Here is a 25,848-nt window from a genome sequence, read left to right on the forward strand (position 1 = left end):
CTTAATCCTTCATTCCCGAAGTTGCCATGGTCTCTATAATCCGGCTCTGCGAGAACACAAACAGCGTGATCGGCACGCTCATCAGAATGAGGGCCACCGCTGCCGCGGGACCGGAACGGGCAATCCCTCCTGCAACCACCTGGCCCGCTGCAAAGTGCAGTGATTTCAGCTGCTCGCTGTAGATGAACCCGTTGCCGTCGCTGCCCCAGAGAATCTGGAATAACAGAATGATGAGTGTCAGCCAGGCTGGCTTAACATTCGGCATCACGATCGACCAGAAAATACGGTATTCGCTGGCCCCGTCAATCTTAGCCGCTTCCAGCAGCACATCGGGAATCTGCTCCATAAATTGCTTCATCAGATAGAGGCCAAGCGAATAAGCGAAGGCCGGTATAATAACCGCCCAGTACGTATCAATGAGGCCCAGCCAGGACATGATCATATAGTTTGGCATAGCCGTCACCGCCGGTGTGAACATCAGCGAGAGGACAACGATGCTGAACAGTGCTTTTTTGCCCGGAAAATGATGTTTGGCCAGAGGGTACGCTGCCGCCGAAGCCAGCAGGACATGCCCGATAATCCCTGCACCGGTAATGAACACCGTGTTGAAAATATACCGGGAAAACGGCACCCATGAATTCCCCAGCAGGTTGAACAGATCGATAAAGTTGTTCATCGTCGGGTGCCGGACAAACAGCGTCGGCGGGAAGATGAAGATTTCGTCCAGCGGCTTGAACGCATTATTAATTGCATACACCAGCGGCAAAATCATAAACGCCCCGAATACAGTAAGCAGGGCAAATAAAGAGAAGGTGCCCCAGGCAGAGCGGTTCACCCGCTTCTTGGGCATCCGCAAAGGCCGGTTTAACCGTTTGGAACCTATTTGAAAGGGGGTATTCATGTCTTCTATTCACCCACCTTTCTAAGAAGCTTCTGCACCACCAGGTTGGTGCCTACCATGATGAAGAACAATACAGTAGCAATCGCTGAAGCATAGCCCATCTCGAACCTTGTGGTGCCGAAGTCGATCAGATGCGTCACGATGGTCTCCGCTGCATAGTTCACGCTCGGGAACCCGGCCAGGGCAATCGAAACATCAGCTACGGCGAACGCGGTCGTAATCTGGATGACAGCACCAAACATCAGCTGCGGGCGCATGGAAGGCAAGGTGATATACCAGAGCTCCTGCCAGCGGTTCTTGATTCCGTCCACGGCTCCCGCTTCGTATAAGGTTCCATCCACGGTCTGCAGTCCGGCAATGAAGGTCAGGAAGCCCGTTCCCAGACTGAGCCATAACTGGACCAGGATGATGATCGGCATAATATAGCCTTCTGTCTTCAGCCACTGGATCGGTTCCAGAATGAAGCCGAACTTCAGCAGCAACCCGTTCATGATCCCGTACCGGTCCCCGGAGAAGATCATCAGCCAGATGAAGTACACGTTCCCCGAGATGGACGGTGCGTAGAACACCAGCGTCATTACCGCTCTCAGCTTCGGAGACAGCTCATTGATGATCCAGGCGAACACGAAGCAGGCGATATAGCTTATCGGACCTGTAATTACTGCGAACAGCAGTGTGTTCTTGAGGGCAATCAGGAATACATCATCCTCCAAAAAAAGACGCGTATAGTTCTGCCACCCAATGAACTTCGGAAATTCCAGCATATTGAAATATGTGAAGCTAAGCACAACCGAGACCAATACCGGCAGCACCGTAAATACGGCGAACAACAGCATATACGGCGCCATCAGAATGTACGAATGCTTATTCGCTCTCATCTGCTGCCATTTCAGGCTCCACCAAGTTTGCACGCTTGACTCTCCCCCTTACCGCTATAGACCAAACTCTTTGCGTTTGGTGGTGATTTCGTCCTGAATATACTGGACATAGTCCATAATGGATTCCCTGGCTTCCACACCGCCGACCACTGTTTTGTAAAAAGCATTAAACAAATGCCGGCCCGTGAAATATCCGCCCGGAACCTCAGGAACCCCTTCCGCCCATTCGAACTGGGCTTTCAGATTCTCGTAATCGGCGATCGGCCAAGGCAAGCTGTCCAGCGCTTTGATATTCGCTGTCGGATAACGTGCGGCAGCACCCATCAAGCCTTCCATCTCACGCCCGAACACCGTCTGCGTCTGTTCACTCGTCCACCACTTCATGAATTCCCAGGACGCATCCTTGTCCTTTGCTTTATCCAGCATTACGACTGCACTGCCGCCACTGGAGACTGTGCGGTCCAGCGTACCGTCTTCCTTCACGGTTCCGGGGATCGGCACGAAGCCCCACATGCCCCTGATCTCCGGTGCAAACACAGACAGCTGATTGTATAGCGTATAATCCGCGATGCCGATCGGCATCTCACCTGTACGGAAGCGGTTGGCAAAGTCATATTCCTTCTCCAGCTTGTAATCGGTATAGAACTCGCTCCATTGCTTGAAGGTCTCGATTCCGGTACGCGAATCCAGATCTGACTCTTTGCCGCCATCCCGGTAGAATTGCCCGCCATTCTGGAACAGCAGCGCGGCAAACATCGAGTTCGGCGGGATGTTCTGTCCCTGCACTGCCGATTGGACCACTACAGGCAGGCCAAACTGCATATGATTCTTGCTGAGCACCGCGAGCAGTGTGGATACCTCATCCCAGGTCTGCGGAACCTCAAGCTCCAGCTCCTCCAGAATGTCCTTGCGGTAGAAGAGCATATTGAAGGTCTGGGTCTCAGGCAGGGCATAGACACCGCTGTCATACCGGTAAGGCAGCACCGCACTCTCGCGGAAACGTGTGCTCACTTCCCCGAAATCCGCAAACTGCGTCAGATCTGCCGCCGCATTGCGCATTGCAAAGTTAACCGGCAGATCATTGCCGATCTGCATTGCCACATCCGGCCCTTGTCCGGCCAGGGTCGCCGGAAGCAGCGTGGTCATGTTGACCAGCTTCAGATTGACATTAATCCCGGTGGCAGCGGTGAATGTCTCATCAATCATCGCCTTCATCGTATTGGCCTGATCCCGTCCGCTGCCGATCCATACGGTAACCGATTTCTGCTCATCCTCATCCGACACATTGCCGATCTGGTTGTAGTCGGTGAAGAAAGAAGTGAAGAAGGCTGCGGTCTCATGCTTCAGCTTCGCGCCGAAGCCCATCCCTTTCTTCGAGAGCTTCTGATCAGGTGAAGCTATGTAGAGTGCGTCCACTTCAAGCGGCTGCTCTCTTGCCGTCTGGACCCAGGTGCCGAGTCCGCCGGTATTCGTCTTGTAGGCGGTAAGTCTTTTGGGGACCGTATCCGGGTCCTCAATCATCTCGTCCAGCTGCTCGGCCATCGTCTTGAGCAGCGCTTCCTGATCACTGGATTGTCCGGATAAACGGACCAGTTCCTTCGCAATCCCCTTCAGGCGGTCGCGCTCCGCTGCGAATACCTCCAGGAGGCCCGGAATCTTCCGGTCCAGCTGGTAATCCCGGTACTCATCCGGCTTTGTACCCGTAATCATCAGGATCTTGCGGTACATGGAGTTGAGATTGTACAGGCTGTTCTCTACCTCGCGGATGAGCGGGGCGAACTCACCCAGGCTTACCTCCAGCCGTATGGTATGTTTGCCTTTGCCGAGCTTATATAGATAGGGCTCATTGCCGCCCATAATGTCCAGCCGATAAGAGCTTTTATACCGGAAAGGAACCTTGGCCATTTCCGCAAACGGGACGGTACCATCAATGGTCAGCTTCCGGGTTGAATAGATTCCCCGCACATAATTCTGCTGCGTCTTGAAGGCCAGCTTATAGAATCCGGTCTCAGGCACATCTACTTCCCATTCAATCCACTGACCCGGTATCCGCCAGTTCAGCCCGCCAATCGTGTTAATTTTGATTACAGAAGAACTGTACGGAGTCACTGCCGGGCTCGAACGCTCATTCAGCGGGTACAACGTCGGGGAGGATTTCGCCGTTGCGTCTTCTGCCTGAACGGTCAGGAGCTGGCCGCTTACGGCCTGCATGCCTTCGGAGTCCCACGCTTTCTTCGCTTCTTCGTACGGCAGCGGCGCACTCTGCCTGAACAGCTTCAGCTGCTTAATCAGTACAGGTTCTCTTGAAGATTCCAGCGTTAGCGTATGTGTGCCGGCGCTGAAATAAAATAAAAACGGCTCATTCTCATAACCGTCGGAGTCCTGAAACGCCTTCTCGCTCCAGACCGGCCGCTCCACCTGCCTTGGCCGCAGGTCGTTGCCCTGATTGTCCTGGACCAGCTGATCCGACTGATTATCCCAAATCCGGTCAAACTGCAGGAACGCCGCCTCCTTGAAAGGAAGCTTCCCGTCAATATAGAAGGCGCGCTCAATAGCCGAACTTTTCCCTTCGACGGGATAGTACAGCATCGACAGGTTATAAAAGCCGGCTTCCTTAATTTGAACAGTCCACTCGGCCTTGCCGGTTTCACCGGTTAACAGCGCTTCACCGGCCATACCTTCGTAATCGGACCACTTCTCGAAGCCGCCGCCTTCTACATGACTATAGTCAGCCGCCTCCAGAATAATTTCCTGATCAGGTCTGGGAGCGTCCTTATGTTCAGCCAGATAGGCAACGTATTTATTCCCGGTATTCGCCGCAATCCCGGAGGTAACGCCGGGAACCTGCTCTTCTGCAGAGACAGCCTTCTTCGTGCCAGTCTCCGCCTGTACATTCAAGCCTGCCGGAAGCATGATCAGCAATGCTACAGCAGCAAGCATTATATTCTTGGCTATTTTGGATTGACGCTTTTTATCTGTCACCAGAAGTCCTCCTTACAAGCGGAAATCTTATATCCATACAATAGGGGGAGTCACCAAGACATCCCCCCGTTGTTATGACGATCCGGAACCCTCCTATTACTTGCCTAGCTTAGCAATGGAAGCTTCTGCTTCCGGCTTATACTTCTCGGCAGTTGCAGTAACCGATTGATTGTCTACAATGATGTCCTTCATATAACCGGAGGTCGGATATTCCGGGTAAGCGGTTTCAAGCAGAATCTGGCCTGTGTTGTTGATATGCTCATGCATCATAGCGACATCTTCTTCATGTGCGTAGATACTTTCCAGCCATTCCTGGCTAGGGAAATCACCGGTTTGTGTAATATCATAGGTATCTTCAAAAGCCTGATAGACCGCCTGCGGATCTTTCACACCTTTGGGAACGAAGAATGCATTCTTGCCGTTATCGGCATAGGTAACTTCAGGCGATCCGGAAGGTCCGTTCGGGAAAGGAACCACACCGAAATCGAAGGTCAGATCGCCCAGGTTCCAGATCGGAGCCGGGAACATCGCTACATCGCCATCCTTGAAGGTATTGAATTCGTCATAGCCGACTTTGTCTGCGCCTTTGACTTTGACTACGTTCTCTACGTTGTATAGACGGTTAATGAATTCAGCCGCCTCAATAACCTTCGGATCAGTCAGACCCTGAGTGCTTGTTGCTTCATCCACCAGCTTGCCGCCGTTGGCAGCGGAGAAGTTACGCAGCATATCGATCGCCCAGCCTGAGAAGCCGTAAGTATCGATTTTGCCGTCATTATCTGTGTCCTTGGTTGCCTGCTTGGCAACTTCAACGAACTTCTCCCAATTCCATTGTCCGCTGGCATACAGCTCCTGCAGGTCAGGAAGCCCAAGCTTCTTGAACAAGTCACGGTTGTAGTGAATACCGGCTCCACCCACACCGGGTTCAGCAAAGGCGTAGTCCTCATTAGCAATTTTTGGCGCCTTCACCAGCAGATTAGCTTCGTTGTTGATATTGGAAGCCGCTGTTGTATATTCGCTTACTTTCATCAGCTGTCCCTTGAGGATTGCCGGCCAGGCCGAGTTGTACTCCATAATTACGATATCGGCAAAGGGTTCGCCGGTAAGCGCGGTAGCTGTGAATTTAGGCATGAATTCTTCGAAGGGAACGTTTACAAATTCGAACTTGCAGTTGTACTTCTGCTCCACTTCAGTAATCTTGGCCAGACGTTCCTTCTCGGATGCGGAATTGCCCGCAGGCTTCAGATCCCACCAGGCCGCTACCTTAATTACACGTCCGCCCATATCAACAGGTGCTGCCGTCGGTTCCGCTGTTGCTTCTGCCACTGCCTCTGTAGCAGCAGGCTCTGCCGTCGCATTGGCCTTGGTATTATTGGCTGCATTGTTGCCGCCGCTGCAGGCTGTAAGTAAAAAAACAAAACACAATAATAAAACTGAATACCCCTTTATCTTTCTCATCCGTCAAACCTCCCATGATAATTGATAAACGATGAATAAGTCAGTGCTGCCACATCTCGGATAAAGCGCTTACAATGCTGATTAAAAAAATAACAAAAGCCCATTTACCTTTGTTTGTTTTTCACACCGCCCCTGTTTGTTATTGTTATTTTGTTTTTCTTAGCATAACAAATATTACCACCGAGCAGGAAAATGGTCAATAATATTTTATTAAAAATCCTTATTTTAACATAAAAAAGGCTTTTTTACGGGGAAAAATCGCTTATCTCTTGTTGAAGGCGTATAACAGTGTTATCTTTAGCATAACAAAATAACATTATATAAAAACAAAAAGATAATATAAAACTATAATCACAATAACAGATAGATTCATAGGCAAAACCATTTTCAGAAAACTAAAAAAACAAGTGTTAGTCTACTCTTCTTCATGTAAAATTGGAATGTAGTTCTTCTGAAGAGACTAAATAAACTGACTAAAGTAGGATGATTTCATGCGGCGTAAAGTAACGATCCAATCCATAGCAGATTTTACGGGGCTATCTAAATTTGCAGTGTCACGGGCATTATCCGGCAAACCCGGAGTCAGCTCACAGACCAGAGATATGATTTTCAAAGCGGCAGGGCAGCTCGGATACTTTAAAGACTCAACCGCTGCGCAGCCTCCGGGTGAGCTTATCGATCTGGATGCCCGCAAATGGTCGGGAACCATTCTGATCTTATTTCCCAACATCCGCTACCAGAATCCGGACTCCTTATATTGGGGCCCGCTGTTCAACGGCATCTCTACCCGGCTGGATCAGCGGGGCATTAATGTGCTAACGCTGACAGAGCCCAAAGATGATTCAATGTTCTCGCTCCTCAATCCCGAGGCCATCATGGGGGTCATTACAGTCGGCTCCATTTCCACACCGATTCTGGCAGAGATCAGAAGTCTCGGCATTCCGGTCATGATGGTGGATCACTACGATCCCAGCTTTCCGTGCGATTCTATTTTTACCGATAATCTGTCCTGCATGAGAGAACTGATGAACCTTGTCATCAAAAAGGGCTACCGCAACTACCAGTTCCTCGGCAACATCCGTGATGCCCAGAGCTTCTATGAACGGTTCCTGGTCTTCCGGGCCGCACTTGAGGATAACGAGATCGAACTTAAGCAGAACCCTTCCCTTAACGGGCCGGAGATTGATAATTTCCGGGAAACCTTCACTGCGGCTGTTACCGAACACGGTCTGCCCGAGGTTTTTGTATGTGCTAATGATATTTACGCTTTGTTCGCCCTGGAGACGATGGAGATTATGGGTATGCCCGTTCCTGACAATCTGGTGTTTACCGGTTTCGATAATACGCACCCCAACCTGCCGTTCCTGGCAACCGTTAATGTTAACAAGCAGCTGCTCGGTACAAGAGCTGTAGATCATATGCTGTGGAGAATCCTGAACCCGGGTACAAGCTATGAGAAAATCCTAATTCAGGCTGATCTTATTGTCAGGGACTGATATAGGTAAGCCGGGCGTATGTTGCCGAACATAATTATACTACGGGTGAATCAAGAGGGAGCTTAGCGGCTGCGCATGGAGCTATCCATTCCACAAATGGAACTTCGGCGGGGCCTCATGACTCATCCAGCTGTGAAGCGGACTGAGATTCCTCTATCCTGCGGGAGTTGGGGAAATTGCGGGGGATTCGGACTGAGATTCCGCTAAGTATCCTAATCATCCTCATTTTAAGCTCAAAAGAACAACATAACGGAATCTCAGTCCGCTTCAGCCTTATTATGAGGTTTTTTGGCGAAATAAGGGAATCTCAGTCCGCTCAGACCTCCATCTAAAGGTGGTAATGATAATGGCTGCTTCAGACTTTTCATGACATTGAAGCCTATAAAGAAAAGCTTGCCAGGTTTCTTAATCCCGTAAATAATCAACTAAGCTAACTACAATTATCATCACAAAACAGCGGCAATCCAAGACTTGTTACTGTCCCGGCTGCCGCTGTTTCTGTTATCCAGAATATAGCGTCGAGCTTCTATTATTTGGCTTGTTCCATGAACTCCTTGTAATCCTGGACGATCTCTTTAGACAGAGTGTGGTGTAAATAATGCTCCCCTTCAAGCGGGATCAGTTTGCCGTGCACAGAATCCTTCACTTGCCCTTCATGCAGCGTCTGCCAACCCTCAACATCTGTATTATTAGCCTGTATGAAGAGGAGCAGCGGGAGTTCCTTAGGGAATGCCAAAGCCTGAGCCGCTGTAAAGTTATCATTGAAATGTTTCATTTCATTCATAGTAGTGTCGTTGCTGGAGTTTTTATTCGAGATCATTTTCATCTGCTGCTTGGTATGATCATCATATGGCAGTCCGGCATACGGGTCACCGCTCAGCTTCTTGAGCATTCTCATCAGACCTGAGTTGTCCAGAAACTTAAACAGTCCGATAGGCATTTCAGCATCCATCCCGCCTTGTGTCGGCACACTGCTGTCGATTCCAACAAAAGCAGTCACTTCGTCTGTGTACTTGTTCACATAATCCAGTCCGTATATGCCGGCAATGGAGTGCCCCATCAGCGTGTAACGTTTAATCCCAAGCTGCTGCAATGCCTCATGAATTTCGCTGGCAATATTATCGTTAGTCCGTTCCTTATCGGTTCCATCACTTAATCCATAGCCGAACGGCTCAACCGCTACTACCGTGTAATGCGGAGACAGCTCGTCGATCAGAGGTTTGAAATCCAGTGCCGGAGCGCCCGTGCCATAACCAGGCAGCAGCACCACAGTTTCCTCGCCTGTCCCTTGAATCAGTACATTCATCTTTTTGCCGTCTACAGGCACCAGCTGGCCGTAAGACTCAATTTTCCCCTGCTCCGATTTGCTGCTGATAATATTCACTACAAACACAACAGCTAAAAAAAGCACTATGGCGATCATTATTGCTGCAATAGATTTAAGCGTAACCCTAAGCCATTTTTTCATTATACATGCACCTGTCCTCATCGTTTGATTAAGATCCTTACGAACCAATAAGGTAAGCTTACACAATGAAGATGTACTCCCCGTGACGGCAATATGAACGGAATATGAACAGCTGCATACAAGTGGAAACGGCTACGCCGTCCTATAAGGACGGGGTGTTTCAGCGAGCAATAGAAGGATAAGTTACCGTGCGAAACATATATATTTTTATATTTGAATAAAATCACCCTTACGGGTGAATCAGGGGCACTTCTGCCCCTCATTTCCTCTTGCCGCCCACTTTCGGCGAATTCAGGGGCACTTCTGCCCCTCATTTCTGCTTGCCGCCCACTTTCCGCGAATTCAGGGGCACTTCTGCCCCTCATTCCTTCGTGCCGGCCACTTTCGGCGAATTCAGGGGCACTTCTGCCCCTCATTCCCGCTTGCCGCTCACTTTCGGCAGATTCAGAGGGATTTATCCCTTTAATTTCCCCGTGTCGCTCACTTTCGGCAGATTCAGAGGGATTTATCCCTTTAATTTCCCCGTGCCGCTCACTTTCGGCGAATTCAGAGGGATTTATCCCTTTAATTTCCCCATGCCGCCCACTTTCGGCGGATTCAGAGGGATTTATCCCTTTAATTTCCTCGTGCCGCCCACTTTCGGCGGATTCAGAGGGATTTATCCCTTTAATTTCCCTATACTGCCCACTTTCGGCGGAATCAGAGGGATTTCTGATACAAGAACAACAATCGTCCTCCAGAGAAGGTTCCTGCTCCAAATTCCAATGTAACTTATCCACAATATTATGCACATATTATCCACAAAAGGTGAGTAGCATACTTTTCCAGTCAATGAAAAAAAGCTGCGGCAACCTGCACAAGCCTAAGCTTGAGCAGGTTGCCGCAGCAGAACAGACTAATCCGCCGGTGCAGTGACCGGCAGGGTGACAATGAAGCTCGCGCCCCGTCCCGGCTCACTCTCCACCCGGATATCGCCTTGATGGAGCAAGACGATTTGCTTAACAATGGCCAGTCCCATACCGCTTCCGTTATACTGGCGGCTGTGGGAACGGTCAGCCTTGAAGAACCGTTCGAAGATCCGCTTCTGGTCCTCAGGCAAGATCCCGATGCCCGTGTCGGATATCCGCACGGTCACGTTCTTATAATCTTGCTTGATACTGACGCTGATCACGCCGCCATCCCTGGAGAATTTGATGCTGTTCCCCAGCAGATTCGTCCACACCTGATTGAATTGATCATGGTCAGCCGTCAGCCGGACGGCCTTCAGATGAAGCTCGAAGCTGATGCTTCGGGCCGACCATTGCGGCTGGAGTGCAACGATTACCCGTCTGATCTGTTCATCCAGGCTGAATGTGGTGAGCTGCAGCTGCCGGGACTGCGATTCCAGCAGACTCAGCTTCAGCAGACTGTCACTCATCTTGGACATCCGCTCCGCTTCGCTGATGATAATATCCAGATATCGGTTCCGCTCGCCCTCCGGGATATTCATCTGCTTAAGCGCCAGTGCATACCCGGATATGGAGGTCAGCGGTGACTGAACCTCATGCGACACATTGGTGACGAATTCCCTGCGCATCTGCTCCAGCTGCTGCAGCTCACGCATCATCTCTTCGAAGCTCCGTGCCAAAGTACCAAGCTCACCCTTCTGCTTAATATTCAGCTTCACATTGAAATCTCCGGCTGCGATCCGCCGGGTCGCGTTGGTCAGCTTTTTGATCGGCCGGACCAGAAACATGGCAGCAACCAGAATCACGAGACTTCCTGCTACCAGCGAATAGATCGAGAAGTTCAGAATCCATGTCAGGACAAAAGAGGTGGAAGGAGGACCGATGGGCTCTACAAACATCGCTTTCGTCCCCGCATCAGTTGTGAGCGGCAGCCCTAAGAGCGTAGTGGAAATTCCCGTTGGATTAAGCTGAACAATCTTCCCGGACAAGACTTGCTTCACTTGTTCCGTGGTCACGGTAACCGGCTTATTCTCATGCAGCTCCCCGAAAGACTGAAACTGGCCCGTCTGTTCATAAATCCGGATATGGTAGGATTCAAGTTGTTGCATTCCGTGTACGAACGCATCTGCCTCACTCAGCGGGAAGGCGTCATAGATCCGGACAATATCCTGTCCGAAGCGCAGCAGGGGGAGCTGCAGATTCTCGTTTAATTTATCTCTGAACAGCCATGTAGCCACAAAAAAGGAAATAACCGTCCCCCCGATTACGGAGACCAGGAAGGTCAGGACAACCCGGGTATATAAGGATTTGCTCATTCGGTAACCTCAAGCCGGTAGCCCAGCCCGCGCACAGTCTCTATGCGAAAATCAGGTGTAGCCGCAAACCGCTCCCGCAGCCGCTTGATATGCACATCTACCGTCCGGTCATCCCCGGGATAATCTATTCCCCAGATCTGATCGATCAGCTGCTCACGCGTATAGACTTGTCCGGGTGTCCCGGCAAGCTTGTACAGCAGTTCGAACTCCTTGAGCGGCAGCGACAGCGATTCTGTCCCGCTGATCACCTTGTAAGTCTGCCGGTCGAGGGTAGTGCTGCCGAACCGGATCATCTGCGCGCTGCCAATCCGGTACCGTTTGAGCAGCGCCCTGACGCGGACCGTCAGCTCCAGCGGATCGAACGGCTTGGTCAGGTAATCATCCGTGCCCAGCTCGAACCCCTTCACCTTCTCCCAGGTCTCGCCTCTGGCCGTCAGCATCAGTAGCGGAAGATCAGGATCGGCTTTTCTAAGCTCCTTGCATAACGTCCAGCCGTCCATCACCGGCATCATAATATCGAGCACGACGAGATCAACATGCTCCCTGGCATAGACCTCCAGTGCTTCCTTGCCGTCCGCGGCTTCAGCTGTTGTGTATCCATCATTACGCAGAAATAGGCAGACGAGTTCGCGGATGTTCGCATCGTCGTCTGCAACAAGTATAGTAGGCATCCGTTCCCTCTTTTCGCATTGTCCGGCCTGTACTGATATTTCAGATATAAGCTTAACTTCCCCTGCGGCAGCTTCCTGTATTCACCAGCATAAGCACCAGTACCCGCTAACCCTCTAAGTTCCGAACCGCTGCCGGTACCCGCATTTGCGGCACAGCTCCTCAACAGCTTCCCGCCGGGAAAAGCCGTAGAACAGATTATTCGCCCGCTCGCCCTCGACAATCTCGGAGAAAGGTGTCTCGTGAATATTGCCGAGCTTGATCACGCCTTCGCCATCGAGGCAGCACGGCACAACCGTGCCGTCCACCAGCACCGCCGCCTGGCTGCGCAGCGCATGGCAGAAGCCCTTGCCGTCGTCCTCCGGCTCGTGCAGAGCCGGCCATCTGAACTCGTGATCCTGGTTCAGATAGACACGCGGGGCAATCTTCACCCCGCTGCCGGGGACAACCTTCTCTTCGATCCGGAAGTCGAGCCCGAAGGCCTCCTCCAGCAGAGCGAGCGTCTCGCGGTTGCGGCTTTTCTCCAGATTCGTCCGGTTGTCCTCCGTCAGGTTCCACAGCCGGAACGAGACAATGACGCCCTGGGCAGAGATCTCCCGGACGAAATGGATAATCTCCGACACATAACCTTCGCGGTTCTCGGAGCCCGCATGGCCGTCGAAGCTGTGCAGCGAGAAGTTTATCTGCCGCAATGCCGGCTTGCCCAGCAGCTTCGGTCCCGCCTTATGGATCAGCGTGCCGTTGGTCGTGATGTTGACCTTGAAGCCTTTGGCATGCGCTGCATCCAGCAGCTCGCCGAGCTTCGGATGGAGCAGCGGCTCGCCTTTGACATGCAGGTAGATATGATTGCTATGCGGTTTAATCTCATCGAGTATGGTATTGAACGTCTCCAGCTTCATGAAATTCTTCTGCCGCTCGGTTGGCGGACAGAAGCTGCAGGCCAGGTTGCAGACGCTTGTAATCTCGATGTATACCTTTTTGAAAGTCTTCAAGTTCCGCTCCCCTTTTCCAGTCGTACATCCTAATTCAGGCCGTACATGCCCATACAGCTATAGATCCGAGGCGTAGCGCAGGCCGATCTGGCTTCTTGCTTCCTCCATCAGCTCGGCAACCGCCAGAGAATTGGCATGACTGTTAGTTCCGCTCTCCCGCTGGCCGCTCTTCAAGAGATGAATGAACTCCTGAATCTCATAATACATCGGCTCGAACACCTGCGGCAGCGTAAGCTCTTCGATGGTGCCGTCACGGTAATGGATTTTGACCTGATAGGGCTGGTTGATCTTGTCGATGACCATCGTTCCGTTCTCACCCTGAATCTCCGCCGGCAGATAAGAGTCGGCGATCTTGGAATGCATGACCACGGCATCCATATCCGGATAACGCATTACCATACTGCCTTCGCCGTCCACTCCGGAGGAGAGCATCATGCCCACTGCCTTGACCGAGTCCGGCTTGCCGAACAATGCCACCATGGGATACAGGCAATAGATGCCCAGGTCCATCAGCGAGCCGTTTGAATATTCCGGATTGAAGGCGTTCAGCACCGTGCCCTGGCGGTAAGCATCGTATCTCGATGAGTATTGACAATAACCGGCGAAATATCGCCGCACTTGACCCAGCTTATATAAATTATCCCGGATTACGCCAAAATTCGGCATAAAGGTTGATTTCATCGCTTCCATCAGCAGCACATCATTGCTGCGCGCCGCGTTAATCATTGCCTTCAGCTCTGTGCTGTTAGAGGCAGCCGGCTTCTCGCAAATGACATGCTTGCCATGGTTCAGACAGATTAAGGACTGCTCCGCATGCATCGAATTGGGGCTGGCGATATAGACCGCGTCCACCTCTGCGCCGGATACCATCTCCTCCAGATCCGTATAGATCGAAGCTCCTGCATATTTTGCGGCAAAAGCCCGTCCCTTCTCCTCTGTGCGGGAATACACGGCTGTGAGGATAAATTCCTCATTCTCCAGTCCGGCTTGAACGAAGCGGTCAGTAATCCAGTTAGTGCCTACGACCCCGAAACGAATTGTCATGAATGATCCCGTCCTTTTTTATAAATATAAGACTATATATCCGAACACAATTAAGTATCCTTCTATTTACCGCTGAGCCTATCCCATCCTTACTCAGGACAGCAGAAGGGCTCCAGCATGTCATACTGATCTATAACTGCTATTTTCTCATTCCGTGGTAGGTATGTCCACTTTTCAGCCGTAATTTCCGACAAATTCCGCTAGATTCTGCTTGTGAAAAAAAGCACCTGCATAAATGCAGGCGCTTCGTCTAATATGCAATGTTTATGCAGTGTTTATGCAATCTTTTATAAAGCTTCTATACGATGCAGCTTCTATACAATCGTCCAGCCGCCGTCTACAAACAGAGTCTGGCCGGTAGTATAGCTGGAGGCATCCGAGGCAAAATACAGCACCGCCCCGTTCAGCTCCCCCGGATTGCCGGGCCGGCCCATCGGACAGACCGCGTTGTACATCCGCAGCGCCTGCTCGGTGAACAAAGTGTTCTCCGTCATCTCGCTATGGAACAGGCTGGGGCCGATCGCATTGACGGTAATGCCGTGCTTGGCATACGTAGCCGCCACACCCCGGGTCAGGTGGATCACTCCTCCTTTGGCCGCATTGTAGGAATGGGTTGGAATCGAAGCCGATGCCGTGAGGCCCAGCATGGAGGCGGTATTGATGATTTTGCCGTATTTGCGATCCTTCATGTGGCGGATGACATGCTTCGACATCAGGAAGACACCCTTCAGATCCGTATCGAGGACACGGTCCCAGGCTTCTTCCTCCAGCGCATCAATCGGCACAGAGTCCACCACACCGGCGTTATTAATCAGAATATCAATTTGGCCAAAAGCCTCCATCACCTTAGAGACTGCGGCGATAATCTCATCTTCTTTTCTCACATCACATTCAATAGGGATAATCCGCCGCTCCGGATATTTGGCACGAAGTTCCTCAGCCACTACTGCCAGCTTGTCGAATCGTCTGGCCAGAATGGCCACATCCGCACCCTGATCAGCCAGCATGCCGGCGAACTGCACACCGATTCCGCTGGAAGCACCGGCAATAATGGCTGTCTTGCCTGTTAAATCAAAAAGATTAATCATCGTAATCCTCCTCAAATTTGTCAGATTAGGCTATAACAATGAATGCATCAGCTCTGATCCCGCACCGTAGTCCCCGTTATACGGAGCTCTCCGCAGTCTCAGGCTGCAGCTTGTTCTCCCACCAGTCCCAGCGGAGATAGCAGTAAGGCAGGAACTCCATCGGATGGAGCGGCTCCAGCACCCTGCCCTTCTCCAGCACATTAGTGCTGACAGTATAGACGGCTCCCAGCATCTTGACGACTTCGAGCTCGCTCCACGGATCATGCGGGGATTCCTGGAACATCACCGATGCTTCCGCTGCTTTGTACACCTTGACGTCGCTGACCAGACGCTGGGTCACGAGGATTGGCATCAGGTCGAAGCCGCTGCCGTCCACCGCATTGGAATATTTGATGTTGTAGAGCGGGATGTCCTTGCCGTAGAATTGCTCCAGAATCCCTTCAGCTTCAGGATCATTGAAGACTTCAGCCATTTGAGCGTGTATGCTGAAAAAATCAATCCCTTGCCGGCCGATCGAGCCGCTGATGGAGTCACCTTCTACCTGCATGCGGACATCCGCCATCTTCTTCGGCAGCCCGCACACCTCACGGCCCATCGCCATGCCAATGTCGCTGGTGATCGGCATCGACAGACAATAGTTGCCCAGCTCCCCGTTGTAATCGGCCAGCACGAACAATCCGGCTTCACGGTAAGGCGGACAGAAATTCGTTGCCGGGTAATCGGCTATAAAGGCATTCACCAGCGGCCGGCCCGCAGGCTTCAGCGGCTTCGGCAGCAGCCGTTCAATAATCTCGGGTTTCGTCTCCCAGTAGACTGTCAGCATCTCCGCATCATAAAAGGTCGTCGGTCTGCCGCCGTACTGCCGGATATCGGCCGGGCTTTTCACAAAACTCCCCATACATGAACCCTCCTTAAATTGGTATTACTTCAGCACATAAGCCGTCTCGAAGCCGGACTGGATGGCCTGGCCGATTCTGCCCGGCTTCGCGGCGTCGCCCAGCACCTTCACCTGCGGCATCACCCGCTTAAGCTCATTCACGAAACCGCGTTCCGGGCTAACACCGATGGACAGCACTACGGCATCGGTATCCTGAACGGAAATATCACCCGTTGAGACATTCTCCAGCACTACAGTACCCTCCCGCACCTCCACCAGCTTCGTTGAGGCCAGCAACTGCACACCGTTCTTCTTCAGCCGGGTGACGATATCGATCAGATTCGGCAGATAGGCATCCGGGCCAATCCTCGGCTGCATTTCCACCACAGTGACCTGATTCCCCTGTTCAGCCAGATATTCAGCCGTCTCCAGCCCTGTCATCCCGGAGCCGATCACCACGACCCGCTTATCCCTGATCACTGCCGCCCCGCTAAGCACATCCACCACTGTGCAGACATTGTCCCCGGTCACTCCCGGGATTGCCGGAATAATCGGCTGTGCCCCGGCGGCTACGAATACCGCGTACGGGTCAAGCTCCCGCAGTTGCTCCAGCGTCGGCTTCTCTGACAGCCGCACATCCACATGCAGCTGTTCCAGCTGATGCTCCATGCTGTCCAGGAACCAGTTCAGCTTCTCCTTCAGCGGCGGACGGCTGCCCAGCTCCACACTGCCGCCCAGCACATCGCGCGCCTCGAACAGCACAGGCTTGAACTTCCGCTCCGCCAGAACCCGCGCTGCCTCCATGCCTGCCGGTCCGCCGCCGACCACAGCCACGACTCTGCCGTCTCCGTTCTGCTGCGGCTCAGGGAATTCCAGCTCACGGCCAACTCTGGCATTGACCGCACATTTGATCACCTTGCACTCCATCACTTCCTGGATGCAGTACAGGCAGGAGATACAGGTTCTAATCTCTGCCTCCCGGCCTTCCGCTGCCTTGTTGCCCCACTGCGGATCAGCCAGCAATGCTCTGCCAAGCGCCACGAAATCGGTATTGCCTTCTTCCAGCAGACACTCGGCAAAATCCGGTTTGCGGATCACATCACAGGCGATGACCGGAATCTGCACGGCCTGCTTCATTGCGGCGGCAAGATGCTTCTTCCAGCCCTGCGGATAGGAGATCGGCTCGATAATTGTATTCGACGACTCATAAGTACCAGCGCTTACATTAATGCAGTCCACACCGAGCTTCTCCAGCTGCAGCGCGGTAAGCAGCGCTTCTTCGAGCGTAATCCCGCCCGGCACGAATTCATCCCCGTCAATCCGCACAGAGACCGGGAAGCCTGCTCCGCAGGTCTTCTTGATCCCCTGCACAATCTCGCACAGAAACCGCATCCGGCCTTCCAGTGATCCGCCGTATTTGTCGGTCCGCAGATTGGTCAGCGGGCTGAGAAATTGACCGATCAGATAGCCGTGGGCGCCGTGAATCTCAACCCCGTCGATTCCTGCCAGCTGGGCAATGTACGCCCCGAAGACGAATTTGCCCACCAGCGCTTCCACTTCCTCTGTCGTCAGCTCCCGGGGCATTTCACCGATGGCTGAGGACATGACTGCACTCGGGGCGACAATCTGCTTGCCGCCGATTAGTCGGCCATGATTCTGCCGGCCCGGATGCTGGAGTTGTAGGAATATCCGGCTGTCATGGCGGTGTACAGCCCGGGCCAGCTTTTCCAGGCGGGGAACATACAGCAGATCACTTGCGTTCAGCTGATTGGGTGTGCCCACTCCTGTCTCATTGTCTACACGGGTAATCTCCGTAATAATCAGACCGCAGCCCCCTGCAGCACGTTCTTCATAGTAAGCAATCATCTCATCCGAGGCTTCGCCGCTGGCCGCAGCCAGTGATGTGCCCATAGCAGGCATCACAATCCGGTTTCTAAGCTCAAGGCGTCCTATTCTTCCTGCTGCAAACAGTTTCTCGTATTTCATCTGCTCAGCACCTCCACCCTTAGTGTAAGTCCGCCGAGACTTTGTGAATATATTTACAAGCGCCAAAAATCACTTCTTTATAGTGCACAGTGCACTATGATAATAAGGGGGCGATACCAATGGATATTTCCTTAAATGAACCGCAGCTTGACAGACTCGAAACCGAGCATTTCACCGCAGCCTTGTTCACGGCATTCATCTCAGGGGCCGGCCTTGCCGGCATCGTGCAGACGGCTGCAGGACTGCTGCGCAATCCCGTGATTGTTTTTGACGCAAGCTTCAGAATTGTGGCCCATTCCGGGCGTGAGGATATCGATGATTACATCTGGAGCGAGAACATCCGCAAAGGGTACTGCTCTTATGATTTCATTGCGGCTGTGAACAGGATGGACAGTGTCCGGCGGGGCAAGCAGAGCGATGCTTCCTACGAAGTGGCCTGTGAAGAAACCTCTAACACCAAGCTGATCTCCAAAATAAAAGTAGGCGGCAAACCAATCGGCAATGTGCTGCTCCTGGGCTGCAAGCATTCCTTCCGGCCGATAGACAGTGAACTGCTGACCCTCACCGCCACCGTGCTTGCCGAAGAAATGGGCAAGAGCAGCTACTACCGGAACGCCAAGAATATAAAAGTAGAAGATATCATCTGCGGGCTGCTGGAGCAGCAGCTGCAGGACAGCAATACCCTTCAGGAGCGGCTGCAGTCAGCTGACTTAAGGCTCGGGAAGGACCTGCTTGTGCTGCTGTTCGATCTGACCGGATACGTCGATTCGGGGCGTTATGATGACTATTTAAGAGAGCGCTTGCAATATTTATTTCCCGGCAGTCCCTGCGCCTATTATGAGGGACGGATTGTGCTGATCCATAACGGCAGCCTCTCCCGGGAGCTCGCCTTCGGGCCGCTGCAGGAATTCCTCGGCCAGACCGGAGTCAGTCTGGGAATCAGCAGCATGTTCTCCAGCCTCAATCAGTGCAGGCTGCACTATCTTCAGGCGCTGAGCGCCATCCGGATCGGCCGGATTCTCTGCCCGGAACGCCAATTGACCTATTATGCCGATGTCCAGCTCTACGAGCTGCTGCCTGCAGAGGTGCTGTCAGGCGGGGAGCAGTGCTACCGCCATCCGGAGCTCCGGAAGCTGCAGGAATACGATGCCGCCCATCAATCCAATCTGTACCACACCTTCTACATCTATCTCAAGCACAACCGTAACATGCAGCTTGCTTCCGAAGAGCTGTACATTCACCGGAATACCCTCCGGTACAAGCTCGACCAGATCAGCAGACAGCTGGAGACCGGCTTCACCGATTCCGAGAAGATGCTCGCCTACTACGTTTCCTACAAAATCGCCGATTTCTGCGACAAGGCTAGGGAGCAGCAAGCGCAGCAGGAGGCGCTGCCTTTGCGGTAAGGGGGCGCCCGGTAAATTTGCCGGGCGGCTAGGAGCTACCGCTGGCTTGGTGGGCGGTGAGGCGCAGCCAACGCTGGCTTGACAGACGGCGAAGGCTGCCGAGCAAGTTTGCTGGGCGGGGCGCGCTGCTGCTAAGTTGGCTTAATGTGCGGGGCGCTGCGGCTAACGCTGGCTTGATGGGCGGTGAAGAGCCAAACGGCCCTTGTTCTACCAGCCGGAAGGACGGCTGGTGCGGAATTTGGCATAGAGCAGATGGCTATTGCACATAGTGCAATCACGACTATATAGAGCCCGCTCATACTCATACTTCATACTAATACTCATTTACTCTTCCCCTTACCCTTACTCATCCACACCCACACTCTTACTCCACTAGGAAGCTGCTTAGCCGGATTTCATAACTATATCGAGTCCCCCTGCGGACTAGCAGTAGCATTGATGCAGCGCGGCGGCTATAGCACTATTCGTTACAAGACAATAAACACACAACATAAACAGCCCCCGCTCCAGAAGAGCGCGGGCTGTTTATCCCTATTCAGGGAGCGGGACCTGTATAGACCCCCGAACCTTTTTAACCGTAAAAAGCCTGCAGCTGGCGCACAATCTCCGCCTTATCATGATCGACCACAACCTGATGCTGCGGTAGCTCGAACAGGGCAGCAATCTGCGCCGGAAATTCCTGCTTGATGCCGGTCAGGGCAATCGCCTCGTCGAACTTGGCCGGATGCGCTGTCGCGAAGGCGATGCTTGTCTCACCCGGGGCGCTGAACTTCTCGTAAGCCGCAACCCCGCATGCCGTATGCGGGTCCAGCAGATAGCCGGATTCCTGCTCGTATTTGCTGATCGTCGCAAGGCATTCCGCATTCTTGACACCCAGCGCCGAGAAGTCGGCCTGCACCCGGGCAAACAGTTCGCCGTCAACCGTGATGGCGCCCTCACTCTGCAACGCAGCCATATATTCGGACAGCTTCACTGTATCCTCACCGAGCAAATAATACAGATAACGCTCGAAGTTGCTTGCTACCTGGATATCCATCGACGGGCTATAGGTGCCCGTGAAGCTGCCCGGTTTGTATTCGCCGGTTAACACGAACCGTTCGAGAATGTTGTTCTCATTGGTGGCGATGATCAGCTTGTTGATCGGCAGCCCCATTTTCTGCGCCAGGAAGCCTGAGAAAATATTGCCGAAGTTCCCCGAAGGCACGCTGATATTCACCTTCTTCTTGTCACTCTCCGGAAGCTGCAGGTAGGCATAGAAATAATAGACCGTCTGCGCCAGAATCCGCACGAAGTTGATCGAGTTGATCGCCCGCAGGTGATACCGTCCCTTGAAGTCGAGGTCGGCGAACAGCTCCTTGATGATCTTCTGGCAATCGTCGAAGTTACCCTCCACGGACAGGTTCAGCACGTTGCTGTCATCTACGGTCGTCATTTGCAGCTCCTGCACCTTGCTGACCTTGCCGTGCGGATGAAGAATACAGATTTTGATGCCTTCTTTACCGCGTACGCCCTGGATTGCAGCCGCTCCGGTATCGCCCGAGGTTGCGCCGAGAATATGAATAATTTCGCCCCGCACCTTGGCAATATAGGAATACAGCTCACCCATGAACTGCAGCGCCACATCCTTGAAGGCAAACGTAGGCCCGTGGAACAGCTCCAGCACATACAGGGAGTCGTTTACTTTGTGCAGCGGTGTGACTTCCGGAGCGCGGAAATTGCCGTAGCTGGTGTAGACCATTTCTTTTAAGTCATCATAGGGAATTTCATCATTGGTATAGTAGGAGAAAATCTCAAGGAATAGCTCCTGGAAGCTGAGGCTTCTCCATTCTTCAAGCTTTTCAGGGGAAACCGTAGGAATCTGAAAAGGCACCATCAACCCGCCATCATCCGCCAGTCCCATCAGAACCGTGTCAATAAAGCCTCTTGCTTCCACCTTGCCTCTTGTGCTTACATACTCCATACCCGTCTCATCCTCCTGAACCCCTCTTTATTTAACCAGCTGATATTAACTGACCATATAACAATACTCGCCATCATTCTTAAGTTCAGCTTATATGGTGCTTAATTTTACTTTACATAGTAACACGTTTACGCGTTAAAGTCCGTTAATTATTGGCGTTATTTTTTAAAATAAAGCGAAGTTTCGCCCGTATCCTATTCACCGCATTATGCCTATGGACACTATTTGTTCTGCAGCTGCTTCCAGACGGTTTTGTTGCTGTACTTCTTCTCTGTGCTGACATCCTGGCCGAACCATTCCGGGGCGATGAAGCTCTCCGCTTCCTCCAGCGAATCGAATTCAACCTCCAGCACCGTAAGCTCCAGCTGAGTGTAGAGATCAATCTCCACCGTCGTGTCGTTCCATACGCCTGTGATGCGGGTTTTGACCAGGGCTACAGCTTTCACAGCCTCGATCATCTGATTATATAAACCAGCCGAAATGGAATATTCGATCTCCTGGCGGCTGATGCCTTTGCCATCCTTGAACGTATGTGTGTAAGTAACCTCGCCCGTATCCAGGTCGGTAATTTTGCGTACCCGCAGCTCCTGCCCGTCCTCAATCGCTAAATACGTCTGGTCAATACTGTGCCGGGTGAGCACCTTCAGCTGTCCTTCTTCAATAAGCCGCTCCGGGTATTCCGGCAGCAGGAATTTGCGTTCAATCTCCATAGCCATGCTGTTTCTCTCCTCTGTGTACGAGCCTAATGTTACATATTATTTATCATCATAGGGGCGGGTCCTACGCAAGTCAACCGGAAGCGGCGGATTCTCACGGAAACAGGCGGTCGATCGACCCGATGTCATAATCGTTGATGATTTTAAAAGATCCGCTGCTGTACTTGTCTCGCCGGGAGGAATCACTGATCGAGATATACTTGGCGTCATCCACTCTAATCGAGAACCGGTAGTATTTGTTCACATCGATATGAATCCAGTAGCTTCTGGTGAAATCATGCGAAGCATAGGAGCTTCTTAACTTAACTCCGGCAAAAGCATTCATGATCCCCGCGATTTCTGCCGGATCGGTCACCGTAACCACGACGTCATCTGCCGTTTCCGGCAATGATCGGGTAATTTCTATGGAGGTGATATCCTCCAGGCTGATACGGCTGGACACCCTTGCCTCAAAGGAGGTGAACATCTGTGCGATCGTACCTACGTGATAAACCGCAAGCCCCAATAGGAAAATAATCAGGAAGATCCGGCCCAGCGTAAGCTTCTTCCGCTTTCCCGGCTTTCCCGGCTTCCCCCGCATTCCTGGCCCTCCCTGCTCTCCCGGCTGCTCCATATTCTCCGGCCCGTTCAACCGCTCTGTCTCCGTCACCCAAGTACCTCCTCCGAAATCCGATATTTGTTCCATTATATACAATATTGGTTACAGTAAAAACCTCGCTCGCCAGCTATGTATACTAAAACCCGCTCCTGCCTGGGTGTTCAGGCACAAAACCGCTCGTTGGGCAAATGCGGGTGGAGGTTAGCGGGAGCATAAAGTATGGGTGAGGGCTTGGCGAGACGGTGGGGCTTGGTGGGAGCGGGGGCTTGGCGGGACTTGGCGGGATTTGCGGCTTGCGAGAGCGGGGGCTTGGCGGGATTTGCGACTTGCGAGAGCGGGGCTTGGCGGGACTTGCGAAGGCTTTGCCACTCCTCGACTAGCAAGAGGACTGAGATTCCGTTATTTGGTCAGATCAGGCGAAATCACTGGCCAATCGGACTGAGATTCCGCTATGTGTTCCGAAATCTCTCATTTTAAGCCCGAAGTCACAAGATAACGGAATCTCAGTCCGCTTCAGCCTCAAAACTAGGCTTTTTCGAGAAATAGGAGCTTCTCAGTCCGCTTCACTCTACTGATGATCCCACTAAGGCCCACTTTTGGCCAATTCAGGGGCACTAATGCACCTCATTCTCGTCGGCCGCCCACTTTCGGCAGATTCAGGGGCACTAATGCACCTTATTCTCGCCGAACGCCCACTTTTGGCGGATTCAGGGGCACTAATGCACCTCATTCTCGCCGAACGCCCACTTTTGGCGGATTCAGGGGCACTTTTGCCCCTCGTTCCCGCCTGACGCCCACTTTCGGCGGATTCAGGGGTACTTTTGCCCCTCGTTCTCCCCTGACGCCCACTTTCGGCCGATTCAGGGGTACTTTTGCCCCTCGTTCTCCCCCGCCGCCCGCTTTCGGCGGATTCAGGGGCACTTTTGCCCCTCGTTCTCCCCCGCCGCCCGCTTTCGGCGGATTCAGGGGCACTTTTGCCCCTCATTCCCGCCTGCCGCCCACTTCCAGCGGTTCAGGGAGATTCATCCCTTCCATCCCTCCACCCAGCCTACTTCTAGCGGTGAATTCAAAGGTACTGCTAATAACAAAGAAGGGCATCCCACCGGGACACCCTTCTCTGCCAGCTCTTCTGCCAATGCTTCTGCTAACTCTACTTCCAGCTCTTCCGCCAGTGCTTCTGCTAACTCTGCATCCAGCTTCTCTACAAGCCTTTCAGCTAGCTTTTCTTCCAGCTTCTCTGCCAGCTCTTCCGCCAGCTTCCCTGCCAGCTCTTCCGCCAGCTTCCCTGCCAGCCCCTCTGCCAGCTCTTCCGGCTAATCCCGCTGCAATCCCCGACTCCCCTTACTCGTCCCCAAGCGGGAACAGCAGCGGCACTACCTTGCCGGCTCCGACATCAATCAGGCCGTGGTCCGTAATCTTCAGCGCCGGGCTGACCGGCAGCGAATGGGTGCTGATGGACATAATCGGGTTGTAGTGATTGTAGCCCAGCGATTCCATCGCCGTGCGCAGCGCCAGCACCTGCTCCGCAGTCTCGGCCAGCGGCGCTTCGGTCAGGATGCCGCCGACCGGCAGCGCCAGCAGCGCGAGCACCTCGCCGCCGCAGGCGACGCAGAAGCCGCCCTGCTCCGCAATCACTGTATTGGCGGCCAAAACCATGTCCGCCGCGTTATGTCCGACAACCAGCAGATTGTGGTTGTCGTGCGAATACGTAGTCGCGACCGCGCCGCGCTTGATCGTGTCTCCGCCGATCAGGCCATAGGCACGGTTGCCGTTCTTGCCGTACCGCTCGAAGGTCGCGATGAGACCGCAGCCGGTCTCCTCCCATTGCAGCAGGCCGTCCTTCACTCCGGCCTCCACATGCTTCTCCTCGGTAAACGTGGACACGTTGTTGACCATCATCACGCGGGCGCCGTAGCGGCCGTCCGTTAGCGCAGCAGGCACCGTGAAGTCAGCCTCCGCCAGCGGCTCCAGCTGCACACTCTTATAGAAGTGAGCCGGGAACTGCGGCTCACTCACGACCTGTGCCTGCGGGCGCTTGCGGTCATAGACCTGCAAGCCCCGCTTGTACACCGCCTCAATGGCGAAGCTGTCGAGGTCGGACAGCAGCAGGTAATCGGCGGTTTTGTTCGGTGCGATCACGCCGCGGTCATCCAGCTTCATCCGCCGCGCCGGGGTGAACGTAGCCGCATAGACTGCGTCCTCCGGCGCCATGCCCATGGCGATGGCTTTACGAACCAGATGGTCCAGGTGGCCGGTCTGCACCAGCGAATCGGTCATGACATCATCCGTCACGAAGCAGAAATGCTCACTCACCGGATGACCGATCAGATAATCCACGACTTCAGGTGTCATCGATTTCTCCTGGATCTCGATGAACATCCCGGCCGCGATCCGTGCGGTCAGCCCTTCGATACTCTGATGGGTATGATCGGAATCAATCCCTGCATAGATCAGGCGGTGCAGATCGAGGTCCAGCAGCTTCGGCGTATGCCCTTCAATGACCAGGCCCGGATAGCGGCTGCGGACATGCTGGAGGATGCGGTTGCTTTTCCCCTCAGGATCGCGGATCACATCCACAAAGTTCATGACTTCACCCAGGCAGATCATCCGCTGCGTCTCCATCAGCTCGTCGATATCAGAGATCTCAATTGAGCCGCCTGTAGTCTCAAGCGTTGTCGCCGGCACCGAGCTCGGGATCGCATAGAACATGTCTACCTGGCAATCCCGGCTGGCCCGGATCATCTCATGGACGCCCTCTACCCCGAACACATTGGCCATCTCATGCGGCTCGGGAACAATCGTGGTCACCCCATGCTGCAGAATGCCGTAGGAGAAGGTCTCCGGTGTAATCATCGTGCTCTCAATATGCAGATGGATATCAATCAGGCCGGGCACCAGATACAATCCCTCAGCTTCAATGATCTCTTCAGCCATAAACGTCTCTGCGCCAAGAGGACCCACGTAGAGAAAACGCCCTTCCTTAACGGCCACATTCGCCGTCTCAAATCTTTTATAGTAACTGTTGTAGACCTTAGCGTTCAGTATAAGTTGATCTGTATTCATCGT

At 53.0% G+C, this 25,848-nt stretch carries 18 protein-coding genes; 2 read left to right on the top strand and 16 right to left on the bottom strand.

Annotated elements, in window-relative coordinates:
• Position 1 precedes the first annotated feature (1 nt).
• The 4 genes from GC101_RS32205 to GC101_RS32220 form a co-directional block, all read right to left on the bottom strand.
• On the bottom strand, positions 2-901 hold the full coding sequence (locus GC101_RS32205; RefSeq protein ID WP_042133769.1) for a carbohydrate ABC transporter permease: 900 nt from the start codon (positions 899-901) through the stop codon (positions 2-4).
• A 5-nt stretch (positions 902-906) separates the two neighbouring features.
• Positions 907-1,779 (bottom strand): carbohydrate ABC transporter permease, encoded by an 873-nt coding sequence (locus GC101_RS32210; RefSeq protein WP_081970408.1) that lies wholly within the window; start codon positions 1,777-1,779, stop codon positions 907-909.
• Between the two features lie 54 nt (positions 1,780-1,833).
• The gene (locus GC101_RS32215) at positions 1,834-4,719 is read right to left on the bottom strand and encodes an extracellular solute-binding protein (protein ID WP_171720683.1); all 2,886 of its coding nucleotides are present in this window, start codon (positions 4,717-4,719) and stop codon (positions 1,834-1,836) included.
• 138 nt (positions 4,720-4,857) lie between these two features.
• Positions 4,858-6,219, bottom strand: a complete 1,362-nt coding sequence (locus tag GC101_RS32220) for an ABC transporter substrate-binding protein (protein WP_171720630.1) — start codon at positions 6,217-6,219, stop codon at positions 4,858-4,860.
• A 491-nt stretch (positions 6,220-6,710) separates the two neighbouring features.
• On the opposite strand from GC101_RS32220, the gene GC101_RS32225 reads away from it, so the two are divergent.
• Complete coding sequence (locus tag GC101_RS32225; protein WP_171720631.1) at positions 6,711-7,715, top strand: LacI family DNA-binding transcriptional regulator; 1,005 nt, start codon at positions 6,711-6,713, stop codon at positions 7,713-7,715.
• A gap of 529 nt (positions 7,716-8,244) precedes the next feature.
• On the opposite strand, the gene GC101_RS32230 is transcribed toward GC101_RS32225, so the two are convergent.
• The 8 genes from GC101_RS32230 to GC101_RS32265 form a co-directional block, all read right to left on the bottom strand.
• Positions 8,245-9,183 (bottom strand): alpha/beta fold hydrolase, encoded by a 939-nt coding sequence (locus tag GC101_RS32230; protein ID WP_246354607.1) that lies wholly within the window; start codon positions 9,181-9,183, stop codon positions 8,245-8,247.
• Positions 9,184-10,078: 895 nt separating this feature from the next.
• Complete coding sequence (locus tag GC101_RS32235) at positions 10,079-11,446, bottom strand: sensor histidine kinase (protein ID WP_171720633.1); 1,368 nt, start codon at positions 11,444-11,446, stop codon at positions 10,079-10,081.
• Positions 11,443-12,117, bottom strand: coding sequence for a response regulator transcription factor (locus tag GC101_RS32240; RefSeq protein ID WP_171720634.1), 675 nt, complete (start codon positions 12,115-12,117; stop codon positions 11,443-11,445). The genes GC101_RS32235 and GC101_RS32240 overlap by 4 nt, the downstream gene beginning before the upstream one ends.
• 114 nt (positions 12,118-12,231) lie before the next feature.
• Positions 12,232-13,107, bottom strand: a complete 876-nt coding sequence (locus tag GC101_RS32245) for a radical SAM/SPASM domain-containing protein (protein WP_171720635.1) — start codon at positions 13,105-13,107, stop codon at positions 12,232-12,234.
• A gap of 57 nt (positions 13,108-13,164) precedes the next feature.
• Positions 13,165-14,151 carry a Gfo/Idh/MocA family protein gene (locus GC101_RS32250; RefSeq protein ID WP_042133752.1) on the bottom strand — a complete coding sequence of 329 codons (987 nt, stop codon included), beginning with the start codon at positions 14,149-14,151 and terminating at the stop codon, positions 13,165-13,167.
• Positions 14,152-14,465: 314 nt separating this feature from the next.
• Entirely contained in the window at positions 14,466-15,239 is a 774-nt protein-coding gene (locus GC101_RS32255; protein WP_171720636.1) for an SDR family NAD(P)-dependent oxidoreductase, read from the bottom strand.
• Positions 15,240-15,315: 76 nt separating this feature from the next.
• Entirely contained in the window at positions 15,316-16,137 is an 822-nt protein-coding gene (locus GC101_RS32260) for an acetoacetate decarboxylase family protein (RefSeq protein WP_171720637.1), read from the bottom strand.
• Between the two features lie 24 nt (positions 16,138-16,161).
• A complete protein-coding gene (locus GC101_RS32265; RefSeq protein WP_171720638.1) occupies positions 16,162-18,102 on the bottom strand; it encodes an NAD(P)/FAD-dependent oxidoreductase in 1,941 nt (646 codons plus the stop codon).
• A 119-nt stretch (positions 18,103-18,221) separates the two neighbouring features.
• On the opposite strand from GC101_RS32265, the gene GC101_RS32270 reads away from it, so the two are divergent.
• Entirely contained in the window at positions 18,222-19,508 is a 1,287-nt protein-coding gene (locus tag GC101_RS32270) for a PucR family transcriptional regulator (RefSeq protein WP_171720639.1), read from the top strand.
• 571 nt (positions 19,509-20,079) lie between these two features.
• Here GC101_RS32270 and thrC read toward each other — a convergent pair.
• From thrC to GC101_RS32290, 4 genes are all read right to left on the bottom strand, one after another.
• A complete protein-coding gene (gene thrC, locus GC101_RS32275) occupies positions 20,080-21,468 on the bottom strand; it encodes a threonine synthase (RefSeq protein WP_171720640.1) in 1,389 nt (462 codons plus the stop codon).
• Positions 21,469-21,689: 221 nt separating this feature from the next.
• Complete coding sequence (locus GC101_RS32280; protein WP_171720641.1) at positions 21,690-22,184, bottom strand: CYTH domain-containing protein; 495 nt, start codon at positions 22,182-22,184, stop codon at positions 21,690-21,692.
• A gap of 94 nt (positions 22,185-22,278) precedes the next feature.
• Positions 22,279-22,833, bottom strand: a complete 555-nt coding sequence (locus GC101_RS32285; protein ID WP_171720642.1) for a hypothetical protein — start codon at positions 22,831-22,833, stop codon at positions 22,279-22,281.
• A gap of 1,290 nt (positions 22,834-24,123) precedes the next feature.
• The gene (locus GC101_RS32290) at positions 24,124-25,845 is read right to left on the bottom strand and encodes an adenine deaminase C-terminal domain-containing protein (RefSeq protein ID WP_171720643.1); all 1,722 of its coding nucleotides are present in this window, start codon (positions 25,843-25,845) and stop codon (positions 24,124-24,126) included.
• Between the last annotated feature and the right edge of the window lie 3 nt (positions 25,846-25,848).

This window comes from Paenibacillus phytohabitans (genome assembly GCF_013141775.1).
In the GTDB taxonomy this organism is placed as follows: domain Bacteria; phylum Bacillota; class Bacilli; order Paenibacillales; family Paenibacillaceae; genus Paenibacillus_AQ; species Paenibacillus_AQ phytohabitans.